The sequence below is a fragment of the Nostoc sp. C110 genome (assembly GCF_043099725.1).
In the GTDB taxonomy this organism is placed as follows: domain Bacteria; phylum Cyanobacteriota; class Cyanobacteriia; order Cyanobacteriales; family Nostocaceae; genus Nostoc; species Nostoc muscorum_A.
Genome location: NZ_CP171148.1, coordinates 5,294,815 through 5,314,468 on the forward strand (window position 1 = coordinate 5,294,815; position 19,654 = coordinate 5,314,468).

Sequence of the window (19,654 nt, forward strand, 5' to 3'; positions counted from 1 at the left end):
AGCTACACCTGGTTACTGAAAGTAATCAAAATTATTGGTAAAAAGACCAAGTTTTGCTTTCTGTAAATAACTTACGTCTGGCTGTATCTAATCGTAGAAATGGATTTACGTCAATGTAGAGTCTAGGATGGCACTATGCCAAGTTTGACCTTAATCTGGCTTCTGGCGGGAGCAGTTTTGTGTCTCATGGAACTGTTCTTACCATCGGCGTTTGTCGCCTTCATGATGGGAATTAGCGCTTTTGTGGTGGCGCTGCTGTCTGGAGTGGGTTTGGGAAATGTATGGTTGCAAGTTGTAGTTTGGCTATTACTTTCCACATTCCTAATCGTGCTTTCTCGTCGGTTTTTGCAACCACGACGACGCAAATCAAAAATTCAGGATGCAGTCATAGCCGAAACTTTAACAGAAATTCCGCCTGGTAAAACAGGGCGGGTATTGTATGAGGGAAATTCCTGGCAAGCACGATGTGACGATGACAAATTTACTGTAGCACCCCATCAAAGAGTTTATGTGGTTAGGAGAGAGGGTACTACTTTGATTGTGATACCAGAAAATTTGTTGAATTCTTAGTTATTGGGAATGGGGAATTGGTTATTTTCTTTATTTCCCCATCTCGTCCATTTCCTACTCTCTTTAACATTTAATACTTAAAAAATCAGGAGATTCACAATGGAACAGTTTTTTTTGCTCGTACTTTTAGCCCTTGGTGGTTCTGCCGTCGCGGGATCTGTGAAAGTCGTCAATCAGGGCAATGAAGCTTTGGTGGAAAGATTGGGTAGTTATAACAAAAAACTGGAACCAGGACTAAACGTGATCTTTCCTTTCATAGATAAAATTGTCTACAAAGAAACTATCCGCGAAAAAGTCTTAGATATTCCTCCACAACAGTGTATCACCCGCGACAATGTTGGCATTGAGGTAGATGCAGTGTTTTACTGGCGCATCGTGGATATGGAAAAAGCCTGGTACAAGGTAGAAAATCTCCAGGCTGCAATGATAAATATGGTGCTAACTCAAATTCGCGCTGAAATGGGGCAACTGGAGTTGGATCAAACTTTTACTGCTCGTTCTCACATTAGTGAACTTTTGCTACGGGATTTGGACGTTGCTACCGATCCTTGGGGTGTGAAAGTGACACGGGTAGAACTGCGAGATATTATTCCATCTCAGGCAGTGCGAGAATCGATGGAATTGCAAATGTCGGCAGAACGACGCAAACGAGCAGCAATTTTAACTTCTGAGGGTGAACGCGAAGCTGCTGTCAATAGCGCCAGAGGTAAAGCTGACGCGCAACTTCTGGATGCGGAAGCTCGTCAAAAATCGACAATTCTGCAAGCGGAAGCTGAACAAAAGGCGATCATTTTGAAAGCTCAAGCGGAACGTCAGCAGCAAGTTTTGAAAGCGCAGGCGATCGCAGAATCAGCAGACATTATTGCCCAAAAACTCCAGACTAATCCCAATGCCAATAAAGCAGTGGAAGTTCTGTTTGCTTTGGGCTATCTGGATATGGGCGCGACAATTGGTAAAAGTGATAGCAGCAAGGTCTTGTTTATAGATCCACGTACTATCCCTGCTGCTTTCGAGGGTATGCGTTCCGTTATCTCAAATGGTCAGGTTGACTCTAACGAGTTGTTTTCTAAGCAAATACCAGGGTTAGAAAATAACCGCCCTAGTTAGGAATGAGGAGTGGGGAGTGGCATTGGTATTAACTTAAGTTTAAAACCCTTTTCAAAATTCGTTTCCAGTCTCAGACTGGGAACGAGACAATCACAATTATCTACTGACAACCTTTTTCAGCTTGATTTACTTGGCATTGGCTGCATAATCCAAAAAACTCTAGGGTGTGGTAAAAAACTTTAAACTTATGGCTAGATTCTAACTGCTCTTCTAAATCATGCACGGGGCATTGATGAATCGGAATTGAGACACCGCATTGCAAGCAGGTAAGGTGATGTTTGTCTTGCTGGGCTAGGCTATAGAGGGCTTCACCATTAGCCAAATTCCGTACTTGTACTATGCCTTCGAGTTTTAAGGCTTCTAAAGAACGATAAACTGTTGCTAAACCCATACTCTGATTTGTATTACGTAATTCTACGTAAATATCCTGGGCGGAAATGCCTTTTTTGATGGTTTTCAGCAGGTTGAAAATACGCTCTTGACTGCGGGTGCGTATAGCTCTCATAGACAATTGTTTAAATATGCCACTGTAGTTGAAGCTGTTAGATGGGCTAATTGATCAATTAACTTTAACTGCTTCGTAATCTTATTTTCACTCAGTTGGAACAGAAAGTTATAGTATAGCGATCGCAGCATTCAGCAAAAGCCGTGCAAACCAAGTATCTAGCCAAAATTTTTGTGACGCTTCGCCCTTCAGTCTTAGACCCTGCTGGTGTGGCTGTACAATCCGGTCTTCAGCAACTGGGATACGATAACGTTGACCAGGTGCGGATTGGCAAGTACATTGAACTCACCATCACCTCGACTGAGGAAAAGAAAGCTCGTCAAGACCTCGATCGCATTTGTGACCAAATGCTAGCAAATCCCGTAATTGAAAATTACCGCTTTGAGTTAATTGAGGTCGAAACCCAAACGGGAGTCTTTTAGGGCATTGGGCAAGAGGACAAGGGGACAAGGAGAATTGGGGACAAGGGGAAAAACTTGTTTCAAGTTCTCACCTCTTGTCCCCTTGTCCCCTTGTCTCCCCTGCCCCCTGCCTCCCCTCACTCCCCATTCCCCAATCCCCAATCCCCAATCATGAAATTTGGTGTTGTTGTTTTTCCAGGTTCTAATTGCGATCGCGATGTTGCTTATGTAACCAGAGATTTGCTCTTACAACCAACTCGTATGGTTTGGCATCAAGAAACAGACATTGCTGATTTGGATGTCGTCATCATCCCTGGTGGCTTTAGTTACGGGGACTATCTGCGCTGCGGTGCGATCGCACGTTTTTCACCCGTGATGCAACAGGTTGTTGAACACGCTCAAAAGGGTAAATTTGTCATTGGTATTTGCAATGGTTTTCAGGTATTAACTGAAGCTAGACTTTTGCCAGGGATGTTAACCAGAAATCGAGATTTGCATTTTATTTGCGATCGCGTCCCTGTGAAAGTTGAGCGTACCAATCTCTCATGGACGCAAGCCTATACCAATAGTGAAGTTATCACTTTGCCTATTGCCCACGGAGAGGGACGATTCTACGCGGATGAAGCCACTCTTGCAGAAATTGAAGATAACGGGCAAGTCGTGTTTCGTTATGAAGGCGAGAATCCCAACGGTTCACTGAACAACATTGCTGGGATTTGCAATCGCCAGGGCAATGTGTTGGGGATGATGCCGCACCCAGAAAGGGCATCTGACGCGATGCTGGGCAATAGTGATGGCTTAAGGCTCTTTCAGGGCTTGTTAGAGAAGGTAGCCGCATTAGCTTAGAGCAAATATGGGGCGACTAGATTAGATATTTGGCGATCGCTATCTGTAGAATAATCTTCAGAGGGCGATCGCTCCATCACATCATGTCCGCGCAGAGAGCGTCATTATGAATTACGAATTACGAATTATTTCAACGTACCTCTTTAAGACTATCAATTTGCTTGGTAAACAACTCAGTAAATAAACTAAGCACAGTCCGTTCTTCGCGTACTTTTATATTGGCACTGATTGACATACCTGATTGCAATGTGACGTTTTTACCCTTAATTACTAAAGATTGTTTATCCAATGAAATTTTTGCCGGAAATCTATAAAACTGATGTGTTTGGTCTGGCGGTAATGCGTCTGATCCTATACCCAGCACTTCCCCTTTTATATCGCCAAATTCGCTGTAAGGAAAAGAGTCAATCCTAACATCTACCTTCATCCCTTTTCGCACAAAACCGATATCTTTATTAGTGATGAAAACTTCAGCTATATAGTTTTCCTTTGGGACAATTTGCAGCATTTTTGTCGTCGGGTTCGCTACAAATCCGGGGTTTTTTGCTTGTAAATCGAAAACTGTTCCACTTACGGGCGCACGAAGTTCTTGATACTTAACGTTTAACTGTGTTTGAGAGATTTTACTATTGACATCTGCCAAACGCTGTTCATTATCTAAGATAACTTTCATGAATTGGCTATCGATTGCTGCAATACGCTGTTTGTTATCAGCTATCTTATCCAAAACATTTTTATCAGAAACAGCCACCGTATTGCTTAATTCTTGTTGACCCTTTTCTATATCAAACTGGAGGCGTTTTTCTTCCTCACCTAGTTGTGCTACTTCCGCCGTGCGGTTTTGGACTTCTTGTTGCTGGTTGAGATACTGAAGTTGAGAAATACCACCTTCTTCTGATAATATTTTCAGTTTATCTAAAATACCCTGTTGAATGGCTAAACTCGCTTTACTATCTTCCAGCTTAAATTTATTTTGAGCTAGTTGTTTTTTGATTTTCTCTACTTCCAACTGCGCCGCAGCAGAACGAGAATCTAATTCTTTTTTGGCAACTCGGAGACGTTGTTGCTCATCAATTCCTAAAGTAGAATCTCGACCAGAATTTCTTAATTGAGTCCGTAACAAGTCATTTTCTTCTACTAACGCTACCCGACTTTTCAGCAAAAAAGCAGTTTCTTGTGGCAAATTACCGCGCAAATATAACAGTTCAGATCCCCCGGCAGTAGTTGCCCCCATTAGTCGCCGATAAATTTGATTTTCTTTAATTAATGCAATACGGATTTTATTCAAAGAATTTAATTCGGCAACAGTAGCTATGGAATCAAAAGTCAGCAATAAATCCCCTGACTTTACCTCTTGTCCATCTTTCACATTAACTGTTTTCACAACTCCACTAACAGGAGCCTGAACTTCTTTTATTGTTCCTTGCGGCTTTAATTGACCTGTTGCTGGCACTACTTGCTCAATTTTCGCAAAATAAGCCCAAGTAATTCCAAAGCAGGCTAACCCCATGAGAGTTACCATAATTGCCCGCGACCAAACTGGAGATTGACGCAAGACAATTGCTTGCTCAAATTCCTCACTACTTGAGTTAATTAAAGACTCTTGAGCAGCTTTCTGTTGTTTTGTAAGTACCGGTGAATCTTGCTTGACTCCATTTTTCTGATTACCGTTTTTCTGATTGCCGTTGTGGTGATTCCCATTAAGTTGAGTCATAACGATTTTGGGTTTTTAATTTTAGATTTTGGATTTGTTGTTGGGTGGACACTGTTCAAATTATGTAATGCTATGCCGCCAATAATAACTAACTACAAATTCACATCTTGTTGCTGATACAGATAATAATAATGACCTTTAGTAGCCATTAATTCTTGATGGCTACCTTGTTCTATAACCCTACTATTATCCATCACAACAATCATGTCTGCATTACTGACGGTGTTTAGTCGGTGGGTAATAAAAAATACTGTATCGCCCTTAAATGCTTTGGCTAAATTGAGACATATTTGCCGTTCTGTGGGATAGTCTAGGGCGCTAGTTGCTTCATCTAAAACTAATAATTTTGGTCGTTGTAAAACAGAACGAGCGATCGCAATTCTTTGTCGTTGTCCACCTGAAAGTGCAGAACCCCGTTCTCCCACGCGCGTGTTGTAACCGTTGGGCAAGTTCATAATAAACTCGTGAGCGCACGCAACCTGAGCCGCTTCGATTATTTCTTCGGTTGTCGCATCGGGATTCGTCAGAGCAATATTTTCTTGAACGCTACCGTCAAACAACAATGTTTCTTGGGGAACTACGCCAATTTGTCGTCGCAGTGAATAAAGTTCGACTTTGGCAATATCATAACCATCAATCAAAATTCTGCCGGACTCAGTTTCGTAAAGTCTCAGCAGCAATTTCATCATCGTACTTTTACCCGATCCACTTTGTCCGACGATGCCAATAAATTTTCCTGGCGCAAATTCGAGGTTGACGTTGGAAAGTTGCAGAGGGCCACTCGTCCCAAATCGAAAGGAAACATTTTCATATTTTACTGCTCCCTTAATCGTCGGTAAGGGTATGTTGTAGCGGTCTGTTTCTCCTTCTTGTGGCGTATCGACAATATCGCTTAAACGTTCTAGAGACAAGGCTGTTTCTTGGAAGCTTTGCCAGAGTTGAGCTAAACGCAATATTGGGCTGGTGACGTAACCCGATATAATTCTAAAGGCAATTAGTTCGCCTAAAGTTAATTCTTGTTGCAGTACTAAATAAGCTCCTACCCACAAAACCAGTAAACTGCTGAGTTTGTTGAGAAAGTTACTGGTGGAGTTAGCGAGGGTAGAAGTTACAACCGTTTTAAAACCAGCAGCGACAAACCGAGCGTAACGCTCTTGCCAAGAAAAGCGCGATCGCAATTCGATATTTTGCGCTTTGACGGTTTGAATTCCTGACATCACCTCCACTAAATAAGATTGAGTTTCGGCGTTGCGTTCAGCTTTAGCACGTAACTGTCTACTAATGGTGGGAGAAGCAATTAAGGTAATCACGATAAACACAGGAATTGTGCTTAAGCCTACCAAGGTGAGTTGCCAACTGTAAATCAGCATTACACCGATATACACCACCGAGAACAGAGCATCTAATCCCACTGTTAAGGCAGTACCAGTCAAAAATTGGCGAATATTTTCTAATTCGTTGATGCGAGTGGAAAGTTCACCCACCGGTCGGCGTTCAAAATAACGCAGTGGTAAACGTAATAAGTGGTCGATAATTTGCGACCCTAAACCCATATCGATCCGGTTAGTGGTATCGACAAATAAGTAAGTTCGTAAGGTAGTCAGTACTGCTTCAAATAATCCGACTACTAATAGTAAAATCCCCAAAATATGTAATGTGCCAATACTATTTTGAGTGATAACTTTGTCGATAATTAACTGAACTACCAGAGGATTTGCCAAAGCTGCCAACTGCACGAAAAAGGAGGCGATAAAAACCTCGATCAACACTCGACGGTGCTTTGACAAATATGGCAGAAACCACCTTAAACTAAAACGTTCTTGGGGTGTTTGGTTGGTAGCACTGAGCAGTAATACTTTAGCTTGGGGCGGAAAGTTGGTTGGATCAACATCTAATTGTTCAACCAATTGAGCAGGTTTACAGCGCACAATTCCTTTGGATGGGACACCAACAACCACGGTATTTGCATCTGCCGCATATAAAACTGCAAAATTATCACCATAGCGAATCAATGCCGGTGTAGGAATACGCGTTACTGAGGAGACTGGTATTTCTATTAACTGTGCCTTGAGTCCAATTAATTCTGCCAGGTAAGCAGTAACTTGAAACGATATAAGACCCTGACGTTTGACTTGCTCAGTTAATATCCGGCGAACCACTTCTCGACGAAACGGTATTTCTAAGTGCTTCGCGATCATTTGGAAGCAGGCGAAGGCTGTATTTAATTCTCCCTTACCACTAAAAAACGGGTATTTTTGTTTTGACGAACTCGTTGAGGTATCGGGGACTGTCTGGGGAACGATTTCGTCTGATGCGTAAGGAATATCTAATACATCTTCATCTTGGCTATCTACTTGGGTGTTATTTACCGCCAATACTATCTGATGACTATCTTCTAAGATCAAATCTGACGGATGAATACCAACCAACCGTGAAGGGTTTTGACCTATAACCTGGATCTTGTCTCGGTCGTCGTCTGCTTCTAGGCGATCGCCAGGTGATAAATTCGTGACTGTACCACCGCCACTTACAAACCAGGCTCTTGCGCTATCCAGTTGTTTAAATGCAGTTTTTCCTGGAGGTAAATAATGGATTTTTGCCTGTGGTAAAGCTTTTTCTGTAAGTTCTCTGAGATTTAAAGTTGCGATCGCTTGCTTTTGCCAATAGGAGGCGAGAATATCAAAAACTTCTATTAAATAAGTGCGATTCTTGCGGGCTTCGGCAAAAGCTGGGTATGAAGCGATAAAACTAAAATATGCCGATGCACTCAAGGTTAAACATACTACTTCGGTAGAGGCGATCGCAGTCTCGCAGGCAACATCACGCAACAAACTAATTTCACCAATAATTTCTCCAGGTTGCAGCAATTTTAGGGTAATTGGCATTTGCGTCTGGGGATCGTATCCCAAGAGGCGCACCTGTCCCTCATAAATAATGGTGATGCGTTCCGGGAGACTTTCTTTACCAATGATTTTTTGACCTATGCGATAGCGCCAGGCTTGCAGTTGTTCTGATAGATTCGCGATCGCTCCATCGGGTAACTGTTCAAACCCTTCTATGGTAGTAAGAAATTCGGGAAAAGTGTTCTTAATATAAGTCATATAAAACAACTAAAAGTGAGGAATTCAGTCGAAAATATTAGGGAGTATCTCTTTTACTAACAGTGGTAGTGTTTGGTTTTATGCTAGTAGTGGCAAGACTTCTGTACCATTCAGGTGCTTAAATATGTAATAGTACAGAGGATAGTTTCGTCTAATTTCAGAGCTGTATTTATATCACACGGTTACGATTGTTATGCGTTTCTCAAACCAAAGCATAATGTAAATAGATCGAGGACAAGTTATCACTTGGTTAACGACACATAATTTATACAAACTTAAAATCAATATTTAAGCATCGCAAATATGCAAGATGGATATTCATCATCAAACCAAGATACATAAAGGCGGTTGTTAAATTTAGTGTCTCATATTTTAATTTATGATAATCAACATGAAAATATCACAGATGCCTTCCTAAGTAAATACCCTAGTTAAAAATTATGTAATAAAAAAAACTTTAAATTTCTGAATTATTTTTTACATCTTCTTGAATATAGGGATTGACAAAATCACTAATGGCCAAGGATAGTGAATTTTCCTTGTTAAACAGTGCCATACCCGAATTTATGAAAGAATTATCTCTTACTTTTTTGGTAGCTTAATTGAATAAAATATTAACTGCAAAATCAAAGGTGAAGATTTATTTTGACCCTAGAGGAATCAACTATTAAATTTATGAAGGAAAGACAATAATTGCCTTCAGTAAATTCACTAGTTTAATCCATATTGAGTCTCATTAATAGCTGTACATAAAAAAACCTCATCTCACAACTGGGATGAGATTGTTTGATTTGCCTAAGTAATTACTCGTACTTAATATTAGACAGTACTGACACTCAAGTATCGCATTTACACATATATCAAGCCGCCAGTGAAAGTTATTTATTACCCGCAAATAAAACAACCCCATCCCGCAAGTGAGATGAGGTTGGAAAGCTATCACTAAAACAGAATTCAGAAATAACTTTAATCAGCAATACCTTAGCCAATTTACGAGGGTTCAATGCCTGTAGAAACGGGATGAATACGCCCTAAAGAAGTAAGCTTGGCAAAAATCTGGGTTAATAAAATAGGCTCAGGCATTTCGGGAAGCATTTTTAAAATTTCACGAACATATCGAAAACCACGATAATGAGCCTTAAGATCAAGGATGCCGGAGTCGGGATTAAGGAGACGAAAATCCGCGAGAAGATGATGGGATAAGTTGACCATAAAGAATGCTAGATTAACAGCATTAGTTACAGCAGTTTGACTTAAGTTCATAAAATCTTCCAATCCCCAAAATTGCTTGGCATCTCGAAAATTGAATTCGATCTGAAAGCGCAGCTTGTAGTAGTCAATTATTTTCTCAAATGACAATTTCAGGTCGCTAGAAAATAGAATCACATGGCTGCAAGCATGAGTTTTAAGATTGGTTTTGACTAGAATAACTACATTCAGAGCTTGGGCAAATTCAATGTGTTGGAAAGTTGCTTGATAAATATCAGTTTGAATATCCTCATCAATGATACTTTTACATAAATACTTGTTAGGTATGTTATCGTAATCAATTTTATCTCCGTATTTACGACGTGAGCGCTGATCGGGATCAGGATTTTGATAAGGTATATATAGTGATGAATCGTAGCGAAGCTTAGAAATTATATGTAACTTAAGTTGACGAGCCATCTGCAAGGCATTATTGTTCCCAAAATGACCATCCAACACTAAGTAAGTCAGAGGAATAAATTTAGCTAATAACTTAAATAATGACTTAATCATCTTCTGAATTCGCAGTAATTCAGATGTGAGAACTACCTGAGTTTTATTCTTGGTTTTACTCCCCTTTGGTCGCCCACGTTTCTTTTTCTGCTTTAATTCTTTGGTTGGTGACGGGCTAGTTTTTTCTATATCGCTCTTTATGACCTGTTCTATCTGTATTGGAAATGAGTGCCTTTGCCCCACACTTACTAATGATAATGTAAAAAAAGATAGCCCTGATATAGGTTTGCTAACCAGGCTCGAAAAAAATCTATCCATCCCATAAGTTTGTTTTCCTGATTTACCTATTACAACTTCATCTCCAGCAAGCAAATACACTTCATTTGCACGGAACAAATGCTTGTGGAAAAATAGCCAAAATAACGTCGCCCAAGGTATTACTGTATGAAAGAATCTCAACATTGTCCGATAACTGCCACCAGTGCTTGTCCAACGAGAGATTCCCAACATCGTGACTCGTCCGCTCATCGCTAACATGGCCAGGATTATTTGGTTCAACTGCCGCATTGTTGTAGCGTTTATCTGCGGTAGCAGGCATTGTAAGAGTGATAGGATGTCGAACATGGGCGAATTGTAGTTTTTGAGTTGTCGTTTGGGAAGACAACAACTCTACTACAGAGCGCCCTCTCTCTTCATACTCTTGTTTTGGCAAAGGTATTGATCAGGTAACGAAGTTTAAAGAGTCAGAACTGAGAAGCAAAACAGTCTTTCTATCTGGCTTATAGAGTTAAGTTTTTTACTTCACTGAGTTACTTTCTGCAATAATTTGATCTATGCAAGACTTCATTTTTTCAGACACAGATCGTACATGGGGTTCTTTAAAAATGGAATTATGAATCCCAGAAATATCATAAATATCTACTCCCCCTAATGCCAATTTACCCCAACCCATTTTGGAATCAGCCTCTCGTTGTCCAACTACAAGACCATCTTCTGTTCGGAATACGGTTGCTTTACCTGAGTAAACTTTTAGAACATATTTTCTTAGCGCTTGTATAGTGGCATGTTCCACCATGTATTTCCGGTTGGAGTAAGGCAAGGGGCGACCAAGAATCAAGTGAAAGTGAAAGACAAACCGCCAAAGTATCTCTTTGATTTGATACTTAAACCGTTCTGTATTTCCTTTTACCTGATCAATAAGATAGTTAGATGCAATTGCTAAAAGACTCTTCCAATCACGAGAGGCTGGCTTTTGCAATGATAGAGATTCAGTATTTTTTGAGCCATAAGTATCAAATAGAACTAGCAAAGCTACTTCCTTACCTTGTATGGTCAATTGCCGAGCCATCTCGTAAGCAATTAAACCCCCAGAAGAGTATCCACCGATTAAATAAGGCTCATGGGGCTGAATAGTCTGGATTTGTTGAATGTAGTGCGCTGCCATGTCTTCAATTCGGGTGTAAGGAAGCTGTTTTCCATCTAACCCTTGTGGTTGTAGTCCATAAAATGGTTGATCTGATCCTAAATGCACAGCCAATTCACGGAAACGTAGAACTTCTCCACCCAAACCATGTACACAGAAGAAAGGAGGCTTAGAACCGTTGGGCTGAATAGCTACTAAAGATGACCAAGGAATTGATGTTTCAGATTTGACATCAGCTGTTGGTATCGCCGCAATCCCAGGTTTTGAGCATATTTCTCGCTCAAGAATATTAGCTAACTGCTCAATAGTTGGAGCTTGTAAAAGGATAGATAGAGCTAGATTTTTGCCTACTATCTTTTCAATCTGAGAAAATAGACGTACTGCCAGCAGTGAGTGTCCACCCAAATCAAAAAAGTTATCTGTTATTCCAATCGGATGAACTCCTAAAACATTTTCCCAGATTTCTGTTAATTGAAGTTGTAATGGATTTTCTGCTGTAGCAAATATTTTTTCTCTTTCAATATTAGTTGGATTGAGAGCAAGTAAGGCTTGACGATCAACTTGACCATTAGCATTCAACGGCAGAGAATCAACTATGACAAAGGTAGGCAACAAATGCTCAGGTAGCTTTTGCTGGAGAAAACTCAATAGTTGCTCACTCCCAATCGTCTCGTCTGGTTTAGGGACAAGATAAGCCACTAAATGTTTGTCCCCAGAAACATCTTCTCTGGCAATCACCGCAGCATTCTGCACGCCTGGATATTGATCCAAAATTGCCTCAATTTCTGTCAACTCAATCCGAAAACCGCGAATTTTAGCCTGATTATCTCGGCGGCCAATAAACTCAATATTACCGTCACTTAAGTAGCGTCCAAAGTCGCCACTTCTGTAAAGGTATGACCCGGATTCGCTGCTAAAGGGATTGGGGATAAATTTCTCAGATGTTAATTCGGGACGGTTAAAGTAGCGTTGTGCAACACCGATACCACTGATGTAGATTTCGCCAGTAACGCCAATTGGCAGGGGTTGCGATCGCCGATCGAGAATGTAGATTTGGGTATTAGCGATCGCTTTTCCGATAGGAATTTCTGACCGAGTGTTACTGGCTTCAGTGGCAGTTGCCGGATCGTAAACCGTGGCGGTTAAAGTTGTTTCTAGCGATCCATAGCCATTAAGCCAACGTACTTGCTTGCCAACTTTTTCTACCCAAGTTAAATAAGCATTACGTGAGACTTTTTCACCACCAACCACGACTAAGCGCAAGCTGACTGACAAGGTTTGTGGAGATAGAGACGGCTCTTTAACTAACTGATGCCAAAAATACGTAGGTAGATTAACAACGGTAATCTGTTGTTGAGCAATGAATGAGAAAAACTGCGCTGTCGATTGTAGCTCTTGAGACTGGAGAATTACAGTAGCACCAGCAATCCAAGTGGGAAACAATGATTCTATAAAAGAATTGTAAGTGATACTAGGTAAAAGTAGGAGGCGATCGCTCTGGGTCAACTCCCAAGTATCACTGATTGCTAGGCTGTGGGTGACGAGATTACGGTGGGTAATGGCTATACCATTGGGTTTTCCATTGCCGCCGGACACATACATCACACAGGCGATAGTCTGCTCTGTGGTATAGTAATCTTGATTTTCTGTTGTGTGTAGTGCGATACCTTTCCAATCATCATCTAAACAGATAACTTGTACCTGATGCTCAGAGAACTTCTCAACTAATGAGCTTTGGCTTAACACTATGGATATTTGGGCATCTTTTAAAATGAAAGACAGACTATCTTGCCCAGATGTCGGAGCTATGGATACGTAAGTTCCCCCAGCTTTCAAAATACCCAACAGCCCCACAATCATCTCTAGCGAAGGCTCTACGTAAAGACCGACGAGTACCCCCGATTTTACCCCTAGAGTTTGCAAATAGTCGGCTAATTGATTTGCACGCTGGTTGAGTTCCTGATAGGTTACTTGCTGATTTTCAAAACTTACTGCAATATTATCTGGAGTTCGTTTAGCTTGAGCCTCAAACCATTGATGGATACAAGTATTCTGGGGATAATCAGCTTGTTTGCCATTCCAGTCAACCAATAATTGATGCTCAGGTGCTGTCAACAGAGGTAATTCAGATATCGGCTGATCGGGATTAGCAACAATACCTTCAAGTAAAGTTTTGAAGTGTCCCAACATTCGCTCTATGGTACTGGCATCAAACATCTCGGCATTGTAATCAAATACCATGCCCAGACCATTATCCTGTTCCCGCAAGACTAATGTCAGATCGTATTTGGTTTTACCATGATAGATGTAACCAAATAGAGAAGTAATAGTCAAATCAGGTAGTTGCAATGCTCCCATACCACGACCATTTGACCAAGGAGGATTGAGGGAGAACTTTACTTGAAATAAAGGCGAACTGTTCCGACTTTGTTGTTCTGGTCTAAGTTCTTCAATTAGTCTCTCAAATGGTAAGTCTTGATGGGTATAAGCCTCTAAGCAATCCTTACGCACGCGGTCTAACAATTGTCGAAAAGTTGGATTTCCTGCTAAGTTACCCCGCATTACAAGAGTATTAGAGAAAAATCCAATCAGCCGCTCGGTTTCTACTTGTCCCCGACTTGCACTTGCAAAGCTAATCAGTAGGTCTTCTTGTCCAGAATAACGGTAGAGCAATAGCTCAAACACTGTCAGGAGAGTCATGAAGAGGGTAACACCCCATTTTTGACTCAGGTCTGTCAGAGCATGGTTCAGCGTCTTTGATAGCAGCAGGGCACCGCGATCGCCTCGATATGTCTGCACACCATGAGGACGCGGATGATCGTAAGGTAACTCAATGATCGGTAAATTGCCTTCTAGCTTTTGCTTCCAGTAGTTTACCTGTGACTCTAAAACCTCTCCTTGGAGCCACTGATATTGCCAATTGGTAAAATCGGCATACTGCACTGGTAAAGGAGTTAAGGGAGAAGCTTTTCCCGCCGACAATGCTTTATAGATGGTAGTGAAGTCTTGATAAAATATATCGGAAGAAGCTCCATCACAAACTATGCAGTGCATATTCCAGATTAGCAGATGCTCGCGATCGCTCAACCGCAGTAGCAGCAACCGCAAAATCGGCCCATTAGCGAGATCAAAGGGTTGATGAGCTTCTTTAGTTGCCAGTAGGAGAGCTTCAGCCTCTCTTTTTTCATCTGGTACTTGCCGCAAGTCAATTATTGGCAGCGTCAAGGAAACATCGGTGGCAATGACTTGAGTGGGCTTGCCATTCACGGCGGGAAAAGTTGTCCGCAGAACTTCATGGCGACGGACGACTTCTCTTAAACTTTCCTCTAGAACAGCAACATTGAGATTCCCCGTAAAACGCACCACAACGGGCATATTATTTGAGGAACTATTAGGTTCAAATTGATGCAGGAACCATATCCGTTGCTGACCAAAGGAAAGCGGCAAGTTGCCATTTCGTTCACAAGCGACAATTGGGGGAATCTGTGAACTGGCAGCTGTAGTAATTTGTTTTAGAAAGTTGATGATTTCGGCTTTTTGAGTTTTTAACTCGGTGAGCAATTCTGGTGTGAGACTGTCTTTTGCTGCCCGATAGCGTAAGCGTTGGCTATGCCCGCCGCAGGCATCGCCCTCTAACCAAAGTTTGACATCGCGCTGACGTAGTTCAGAGAGTAGTTCATCTAATGTTTTCATAGCTCACCTTCTTCATAATCATCAGCGGTTTCACTATCAGCAGCCTGAACACCTTGGGTTGCCCAACGCAGAGTTTCCACTCGTTCAGCCAAATCTGCTACCGTTGGCAATTCAAATAAATTGGACATGAGAATTTCTACTTGCAAGGCTTGGCGCAATCGAGAAACCACTTGAATTCCTAGTAGAGAATATCCACCTAGTTCAAAAAAGTTGTCGTAAATCCCAACCTGCCTGACATTTAAAACCTGTGTCCAGATATCTGCAATCTGCTGCTCAATGGGAGTGCGGGGCGCTACATAATTTGCTTCCAGTTCTGGACGGAAAGAATCAGGCTTTGGTAGTGCCCGACGATCAACTTTGCCGTTAGCATTTAGCGGCAAGGCTTCCAGTGCCATAAAAATCTTGGGCACCATATATTCAGGAAGCTGCTGTTTTAAGAATCGACGTAACTCGGAGATTATTTGCGGGCTATCTTGACCAGTTTCTGCTACAAAATAACCAACCAATACTTTCTCACCAGGAGCATCTTCTCGAACAATTACTACCGCTTCTTTTACTGCCGGATATTGCAAAAGTGCAATTTCAATTTCACCCAATTCTATGCGGAAACCGCTCACTTTTACCTGATTGTCAATCCGACCCAGGTATTCAATCTTTCCATCTGGCAAATAGCGAGCTAAGTCTCCACTTTTATATAAGCGTGATTGAGAATCTGAGCTAAAGGGATTGGCAATAAATCTTTCAGCAGTCAAATCCGGGCGATTGAAATATTCTCGTGCTAAACCATCGCCACCAATATACAACTCACCTGTGATTCCAATTGGGACGGGTTGTAAATGGGAATCTAATATATAAACTTGGGTATTAGCAATGGGGCGACCAATAGGAATAGAAGCCCCTGGCTTTAGTGGTGCTGTAATCTCATAACAGCAGGTAAAAGTTGTACTTTCTGTCGGACCGTAACCATTAATTAGTTTACAGTTTTCTACTGTGTTGATAAATTTCTGAACATGGGTAACGGATAAAACATCGCCACCTGCTAACAGTTGACGTAAGGGTTTTAAAGCATCAATTTTTTCATCAACTATTAGATGGAATAAACCCGCCGTTAGCCATAAGGTTGTCACCTGATATTGCTGAATAAATTGCCCTAATTCGTCTAAAGATGGCGTATGGGGAGGGAATATTATTAGTTTTCCACCATTAAGCAAACAACCCCAAATTTCAAAAGTTGAAGCATCAAAAGAGATAGGGCTAATTTGCAGAAAAACTTCTTTGTTAGTGATGCTTACATAGTTAGTTTCTTTGACTAATCTAACTACACCTTGATGGATAACACTAACACCTTTGGGCTGACCTGTAGAACCAGATGTGTACATTACATAAGCCAAGTTGTCAGCCTTGACATTACTAATTAAGTTCTCTGGCGTTGCTTGGTTGATAGTATCCCAGTCAGTATCTAGACAAATTACATTTGCTGCGTGAGCAGGTAGTTTGTTAATTAACTGTTTTTGGGTCAACAGTAATTTGATCTGGGTGTCTGAAAGCATGAAAGCCAAACGTTCTTGCGGATACCCCGGATCTAGGGGGATGTAAGCTCCACCTGCTTTCAGAATCCCTAAAAGACCTACCACCATTTCTAAGGAGCGATCAACGCAGATTCCCACAAGAACATCTGCACCTACTCCTAATGTTTGCAGGTATTGCGCTAATTGGTTGGCGCGAATATCTAACTCTCGATAAGTAAGTTGTTGTTCTTGAAATACCAACGCCACAGCATCAGGGGTGCGTTCTACCTGCTCCTCAAATAACTGATGAATGCATTTATGTTGGGGATAGTCTGTTTGTGTCTGGTTCCATGTTGCTAATAACTGTTGCTCTACTGCTGGTAAAATTGGCAATTTAGCAATACTTTGATTGGGGTTAGCAACTATACCCAATAACAAAGTTTCAAACTCTGCCATCCGGTGGCGAATAGTGTCAGCGTCAAATAAATTAGTGTTGTACTGACATTCCAGGGTCATCTGACCACGTAATTCCGTAGCATTGATGAAGAGTTCAAAATTCTCGAAGGAACGGGGGTTAGAGAAAAATTCTACTTCTAACCCAGTGAAGGGGAGTTTATCACTGTCTAAACCCTGATCGATATTAAATGTAATGGGAACTAAGGGAATACGGCTAGAATCTCGTGCCAAAACTAATTTTTTGACCAGACTACCAAAGGTAAATTGTTGATGATCGTAAGCATCTAAGACAGCCGATCGCCGCGATCGCAAATAGTCGCTGAAAGATTTTTCGCCATCAATCTGGCTACGCAATGGTAATAAGTTTACACAGTGCCCTACGAGATTATATTGCCCCAACGCAGCTTGTCCGGCGGCTGGAATACCAACAACCAAGTCGTTTTGTCCCGTCAGACGGTGCAGCCAAACCTCAAATCCTCCCAGGATAGTAGTCATAAAGCTACAACCGAGTTTTGTCCCTAGTTGTTTGAGGTTAGCAACTAGTTCGGGACTTAAATGCCAATCTTCGCGGGCAGCATTAAAGGTTCTGAGTGGTGGACGGGGGCGATCGCTGGGGAAATCTACAACAGGTACAGAGTCAGCGAATTGTTCCAACCAATATTGTTCTGTGGCGATCGCTTCTGGACTATCCGCCTCTTCTTCCTGCACAATCGCATATTCACTTAAATTGTCTGGTTCTTCTAATTCAGGAACAATACCCTGTTGCAAGCCAGAATAAAGTTTACCCAAATCTGGCATCAGCACTGCCCAAGACCAACCATCACAAATAATATGATGGGCTGTCAAAGTAGCTAGATGCTCCTGCGCCTGCAATTTGACAATTTTTGCCCGAAATAGCGGCCCATGTTCCAAATCAAAAGGTTGCTCTACCTCTTGCCGCAAGATACTAGCTAATTTTTCCTGTTGTTCTTGTGGTTCTGAGCTGGAAAGATCAATAATAGGGATTTCAATTTGCCGAGAAGCAACAATGCAGAGTGTATTGCCATCGGTGCTAAAAGTTGTCCGTAGTGCTTCATGACGTTGTACTAACTTTTCCACCGCAGACTGGAAAACTTTGACATCAAGTTCGCCTTTTAGTCGCAGAGATTGGGACTCGTTATAAGCACAATTGGCAGCATCCCCCATTTGTACAGAAGCCCAGATTTCTTTTTGTGATTCTGTGGCAGGGGCGGTTAGAAGTAATTCTCCATCTGCAAATGGATCAAAATCAACCGCAGTTAAACTGGATTGGTAATCTACAGGTAATAAGCTCATAAAATTCTCTTATTTTCTCAGTTTATTCAAAGTAAAATTTAATTTTTTCTTGGAAAAGCATTGGCATTTAAATTCATTGTTTAGCCAAGATTGTAGACTTTAAATAATTACGCATCGGAACCTCTACAAATCTATATGTCAATGATGCAGCCAATATGATAATCATAAGAAATACTCCTAAAGATGTCAAGGCTCCATATTCTGTGAATCCTTTGCCAAAAGCATGGTGGAATTTATAAATCCATAATGTTTTTAACAATTCTTGAACAAACCAATGAACCATGTAAATCGAGTAAGATATAGTCCCGAAATACAGCATCAACCTTGAATTTAAAAATTTTGATATTACACTATTATTTTTGATAGATACAGCTAAAATTAGGAGAGAAAAAGCTGGTAAAATTAGCCAATCATGAAGACTACGCCAATAAGTCCAGTAGTAATTCATAATCAGAATTATCCAAGTTATAGCTATAATTGCTAGTAAGTTAAGATTAAAATAATTTCTATAATTACCTCTGCGATAAATTTTATAAGTTATAATGCCGAGTATGCACTCTAGCCCGCACCTAGCTATGGAAGGTATGCCAATAATACTATCTAAATTTCCACGGGTAAAAGCGATTAGTAATAATATACTGAAGAGAGCAAAAACATAAATTTTTAAATCATTTTTCTCGTTATTTCGTAATAACAAAAATAAGAGAAATGGAAATACGCAATAAATAACAAACTCTACACTAATTGACCAAGCTGGCTCATTCCAATAAGTATCGCACCAAAATAAAGGTGGGCAATTTAAGTCGAATGCTTGGAGAAGGAAAATATTAGCAAAAAGGGCAGTTAAATTAAATTTGCCAGTAAAAGCAGAATTATTTAGTAGAAATATTTTTAAAATTTCTAATCCGATGAATAGAGATAGAATAAATATATGTAGAGGATAAATTCTGGCAAAACGCGACAATAAATATGAACGATATTTAGATGAATTAACTTTTAATGAAAAATCTTCAATATAAACGTGGGTCATGATAAAACCACTCAGAATGAAGAAAAAATCAACCCACAAATATCCATTACGAAAAAAATTGCTATATGCTGATAAAGTTGAACCAGTTTTAGGTAAAGTGTAATATGAGAAATGATGTACAACAACAACCAAAGCTGCAATACCGCGCAGAGCGGTGAGCGAATTGATTTGGTTATACATTGATATTTTTGGCATTGAATTATCTCAAGAATATAAACAGTTAGATATTTTTAGGATAATCTTGATGGTTTTATGAGATTTTTGAAATACAAGTTGTTCACCCAA

At 40.8% G+C, this 19,654-nt stretch carries 11 protein-coding genes; 4 read left to right on the forward strand and 7 right to left on the reverse strand.

Annotated elements, in window-relative coordinates:
• Positions 1 to 135 precede the first annotated feature (135 nt).
• Both ACFFRD_RS27860 and ACFFRD_RS27865 read left to right on the forward strand, forming a co-directional pair.
• Entirely contained in the window at positions 136 to 570 is a 435-nt protein-coding gene (locus tag ACFFRD_RS27860) for an NfeD family protein (protein WP_012412773.1), read from the forward strand.
• Positions 571 to 669: 99 nt separating this feature from the next.
• On the forward strand, positions 670 to 1,677 hold the full coding sequence (locus ACFFRD_RS27865) for an SPFH domain-containing protein (protein ID WP_114080976.1): 1,008 nt from the start codon (positions 670 to 672) through the stop codon (positions 1,675 to 1,677).
• A 100-nt stretch (positions 1,678 to 1,777) separates the two neighbouring features.
• Here ACFFRD_RS27865 and ACFFRD_RS27870 read toward each other — a convergent pair whose 3' ends face one another.
• A complete protein-coding gene (locus tag ACFFRD_RS27870) occupies positions 1,778 to 2,182 on the reverse strand; it encodes a Fur family transcriptional regulator (RefSeq protein WP_012412775.1) in 405 nt (134 codons plus the stop codon).
• 143 nt (positions 2,183 to 2,325) lie between these two features.
• On the opposite strand from ACFFRD_RS27870, the gene purS reads away from it, so the two are divergent.
• Complete coding sequence (purS, locus tag ACFFRD_RS27875; RefSeq protein WP_012412776.1) at positions 2,326 to 2,604, forward strand: phosphoribosylformylglycinamidine synthase subunit PurS; 279 nt, start codon at positions 2,326 to 2,328, stop codon at positions 2,602 to 2,604.
• Positions 2,605 to 2,754: 150 nt separating this feature from the next.
• Positions 2,755 to 3,429 (forward strand): phosphoribosylformylglycinamidine synthase subunit PurQ, encoded by a 675-nt coding sequence (purQ, locus tag ACFFRD_RS27880; RefSeq protein WP_392478823.1) that lies wholly within the window; start codon positions 2,755 to 2,757, stop codon positions 3,427 to 3,429.
• Positions 3,430 to 3,559: 130 nt separating this feature from the next.
• Here the strand turns inward: purQ and ACFFRD_RS27885 are convergent, their stop codons facing one another.
• From ACFFRD_RS27885 to ACFFRD_RS27910, 6 genes are all read right to left on the reverse strand, one after another.
• Positions 3,560 to 5,143 (reverse strand): HlyD family efflux transporter periplasmic adaptor subunit, encoded by a 1,584-nt coding sequence (locus tag ACFFRD_RS27885; protein WP_392478824.1) that lies wholly within the window; start codon positions 5,141 to 5,143, stop codon positions 3,560 to 3,562.
• 92 nt (positions 5,144 to 5,235) lie between these two features.
• Positions 5,236 to 8,244 (reverse strand): peptidase domain-containing ABC transporter, encoded by a 3,009-nt coding sequence (locus ACFFRD_RS27890; RefSeq protein ID WP_392478825.1) that lies wholly within the window; start codon positions 8,242 to 8,244, stop codon positions 5,236 to 5,238.
• 990 nt (positions 8,245 to 9,234) lie between these two features.
• The gene (locus tag ACFFRD_RS27895) at positions 9,235 to 10,569 is read right to left on the reverse strand and encodes a transposase (RefSeq protein ID WP_392478827.1); all 1,335 of its coding nucleotides are present in this window, start codon (positions 10,567 to 10,569) and stop codon (positions 9,235 to 9,237) included.
• A gap of 172 nt (positions 10,570 to 10,741) precedes the next feature.
• Positions 10,742 to 15,061: an amino acid adenylation domain-containing protein gene (locus tag ACFFRD_RS27900; protein WP_392478829.1), complete on the reverse strand. Its 4,320-nt coding sequence runs from the start codon at positions 15,059 to 15,061 to the stop codon at positions 10,742 to 10,744.
• The gene (locus ACFFRD_RS27905; RefSeq protein WP_392478830.1) at positions 15,058 to 18,339 is read right to left on the reverse strand and encodes an amino acid adenylation domain-containing protein; all 3,282 of its coding nucleotides are present in this window, start codon (positions 18,337 to 18,339) and stop codon (positions 15,058 to 15,060) included. Before ACFFRD_RS27905 ends, ACFFRD_RS27900 begins: the two co-directional genes overlap by 4 nt.
• A 73-nt stretch (positions 18,340 to 18,412) precedes the next feature.
• On the reverse strand, positions 18,413 to 19,564 hold the full coding sequence (locus ACFFRD_RS27910) for an acyltransferase family protein (RefSeq protein WP_392478832.1): 1,152 nt from the start codon (positions 19,562 to 19,564) through the stop codon (positions 18,413 to 18,415).
• Positions 19,565 to 19,654: the final 90 nt, after the last annotated feature.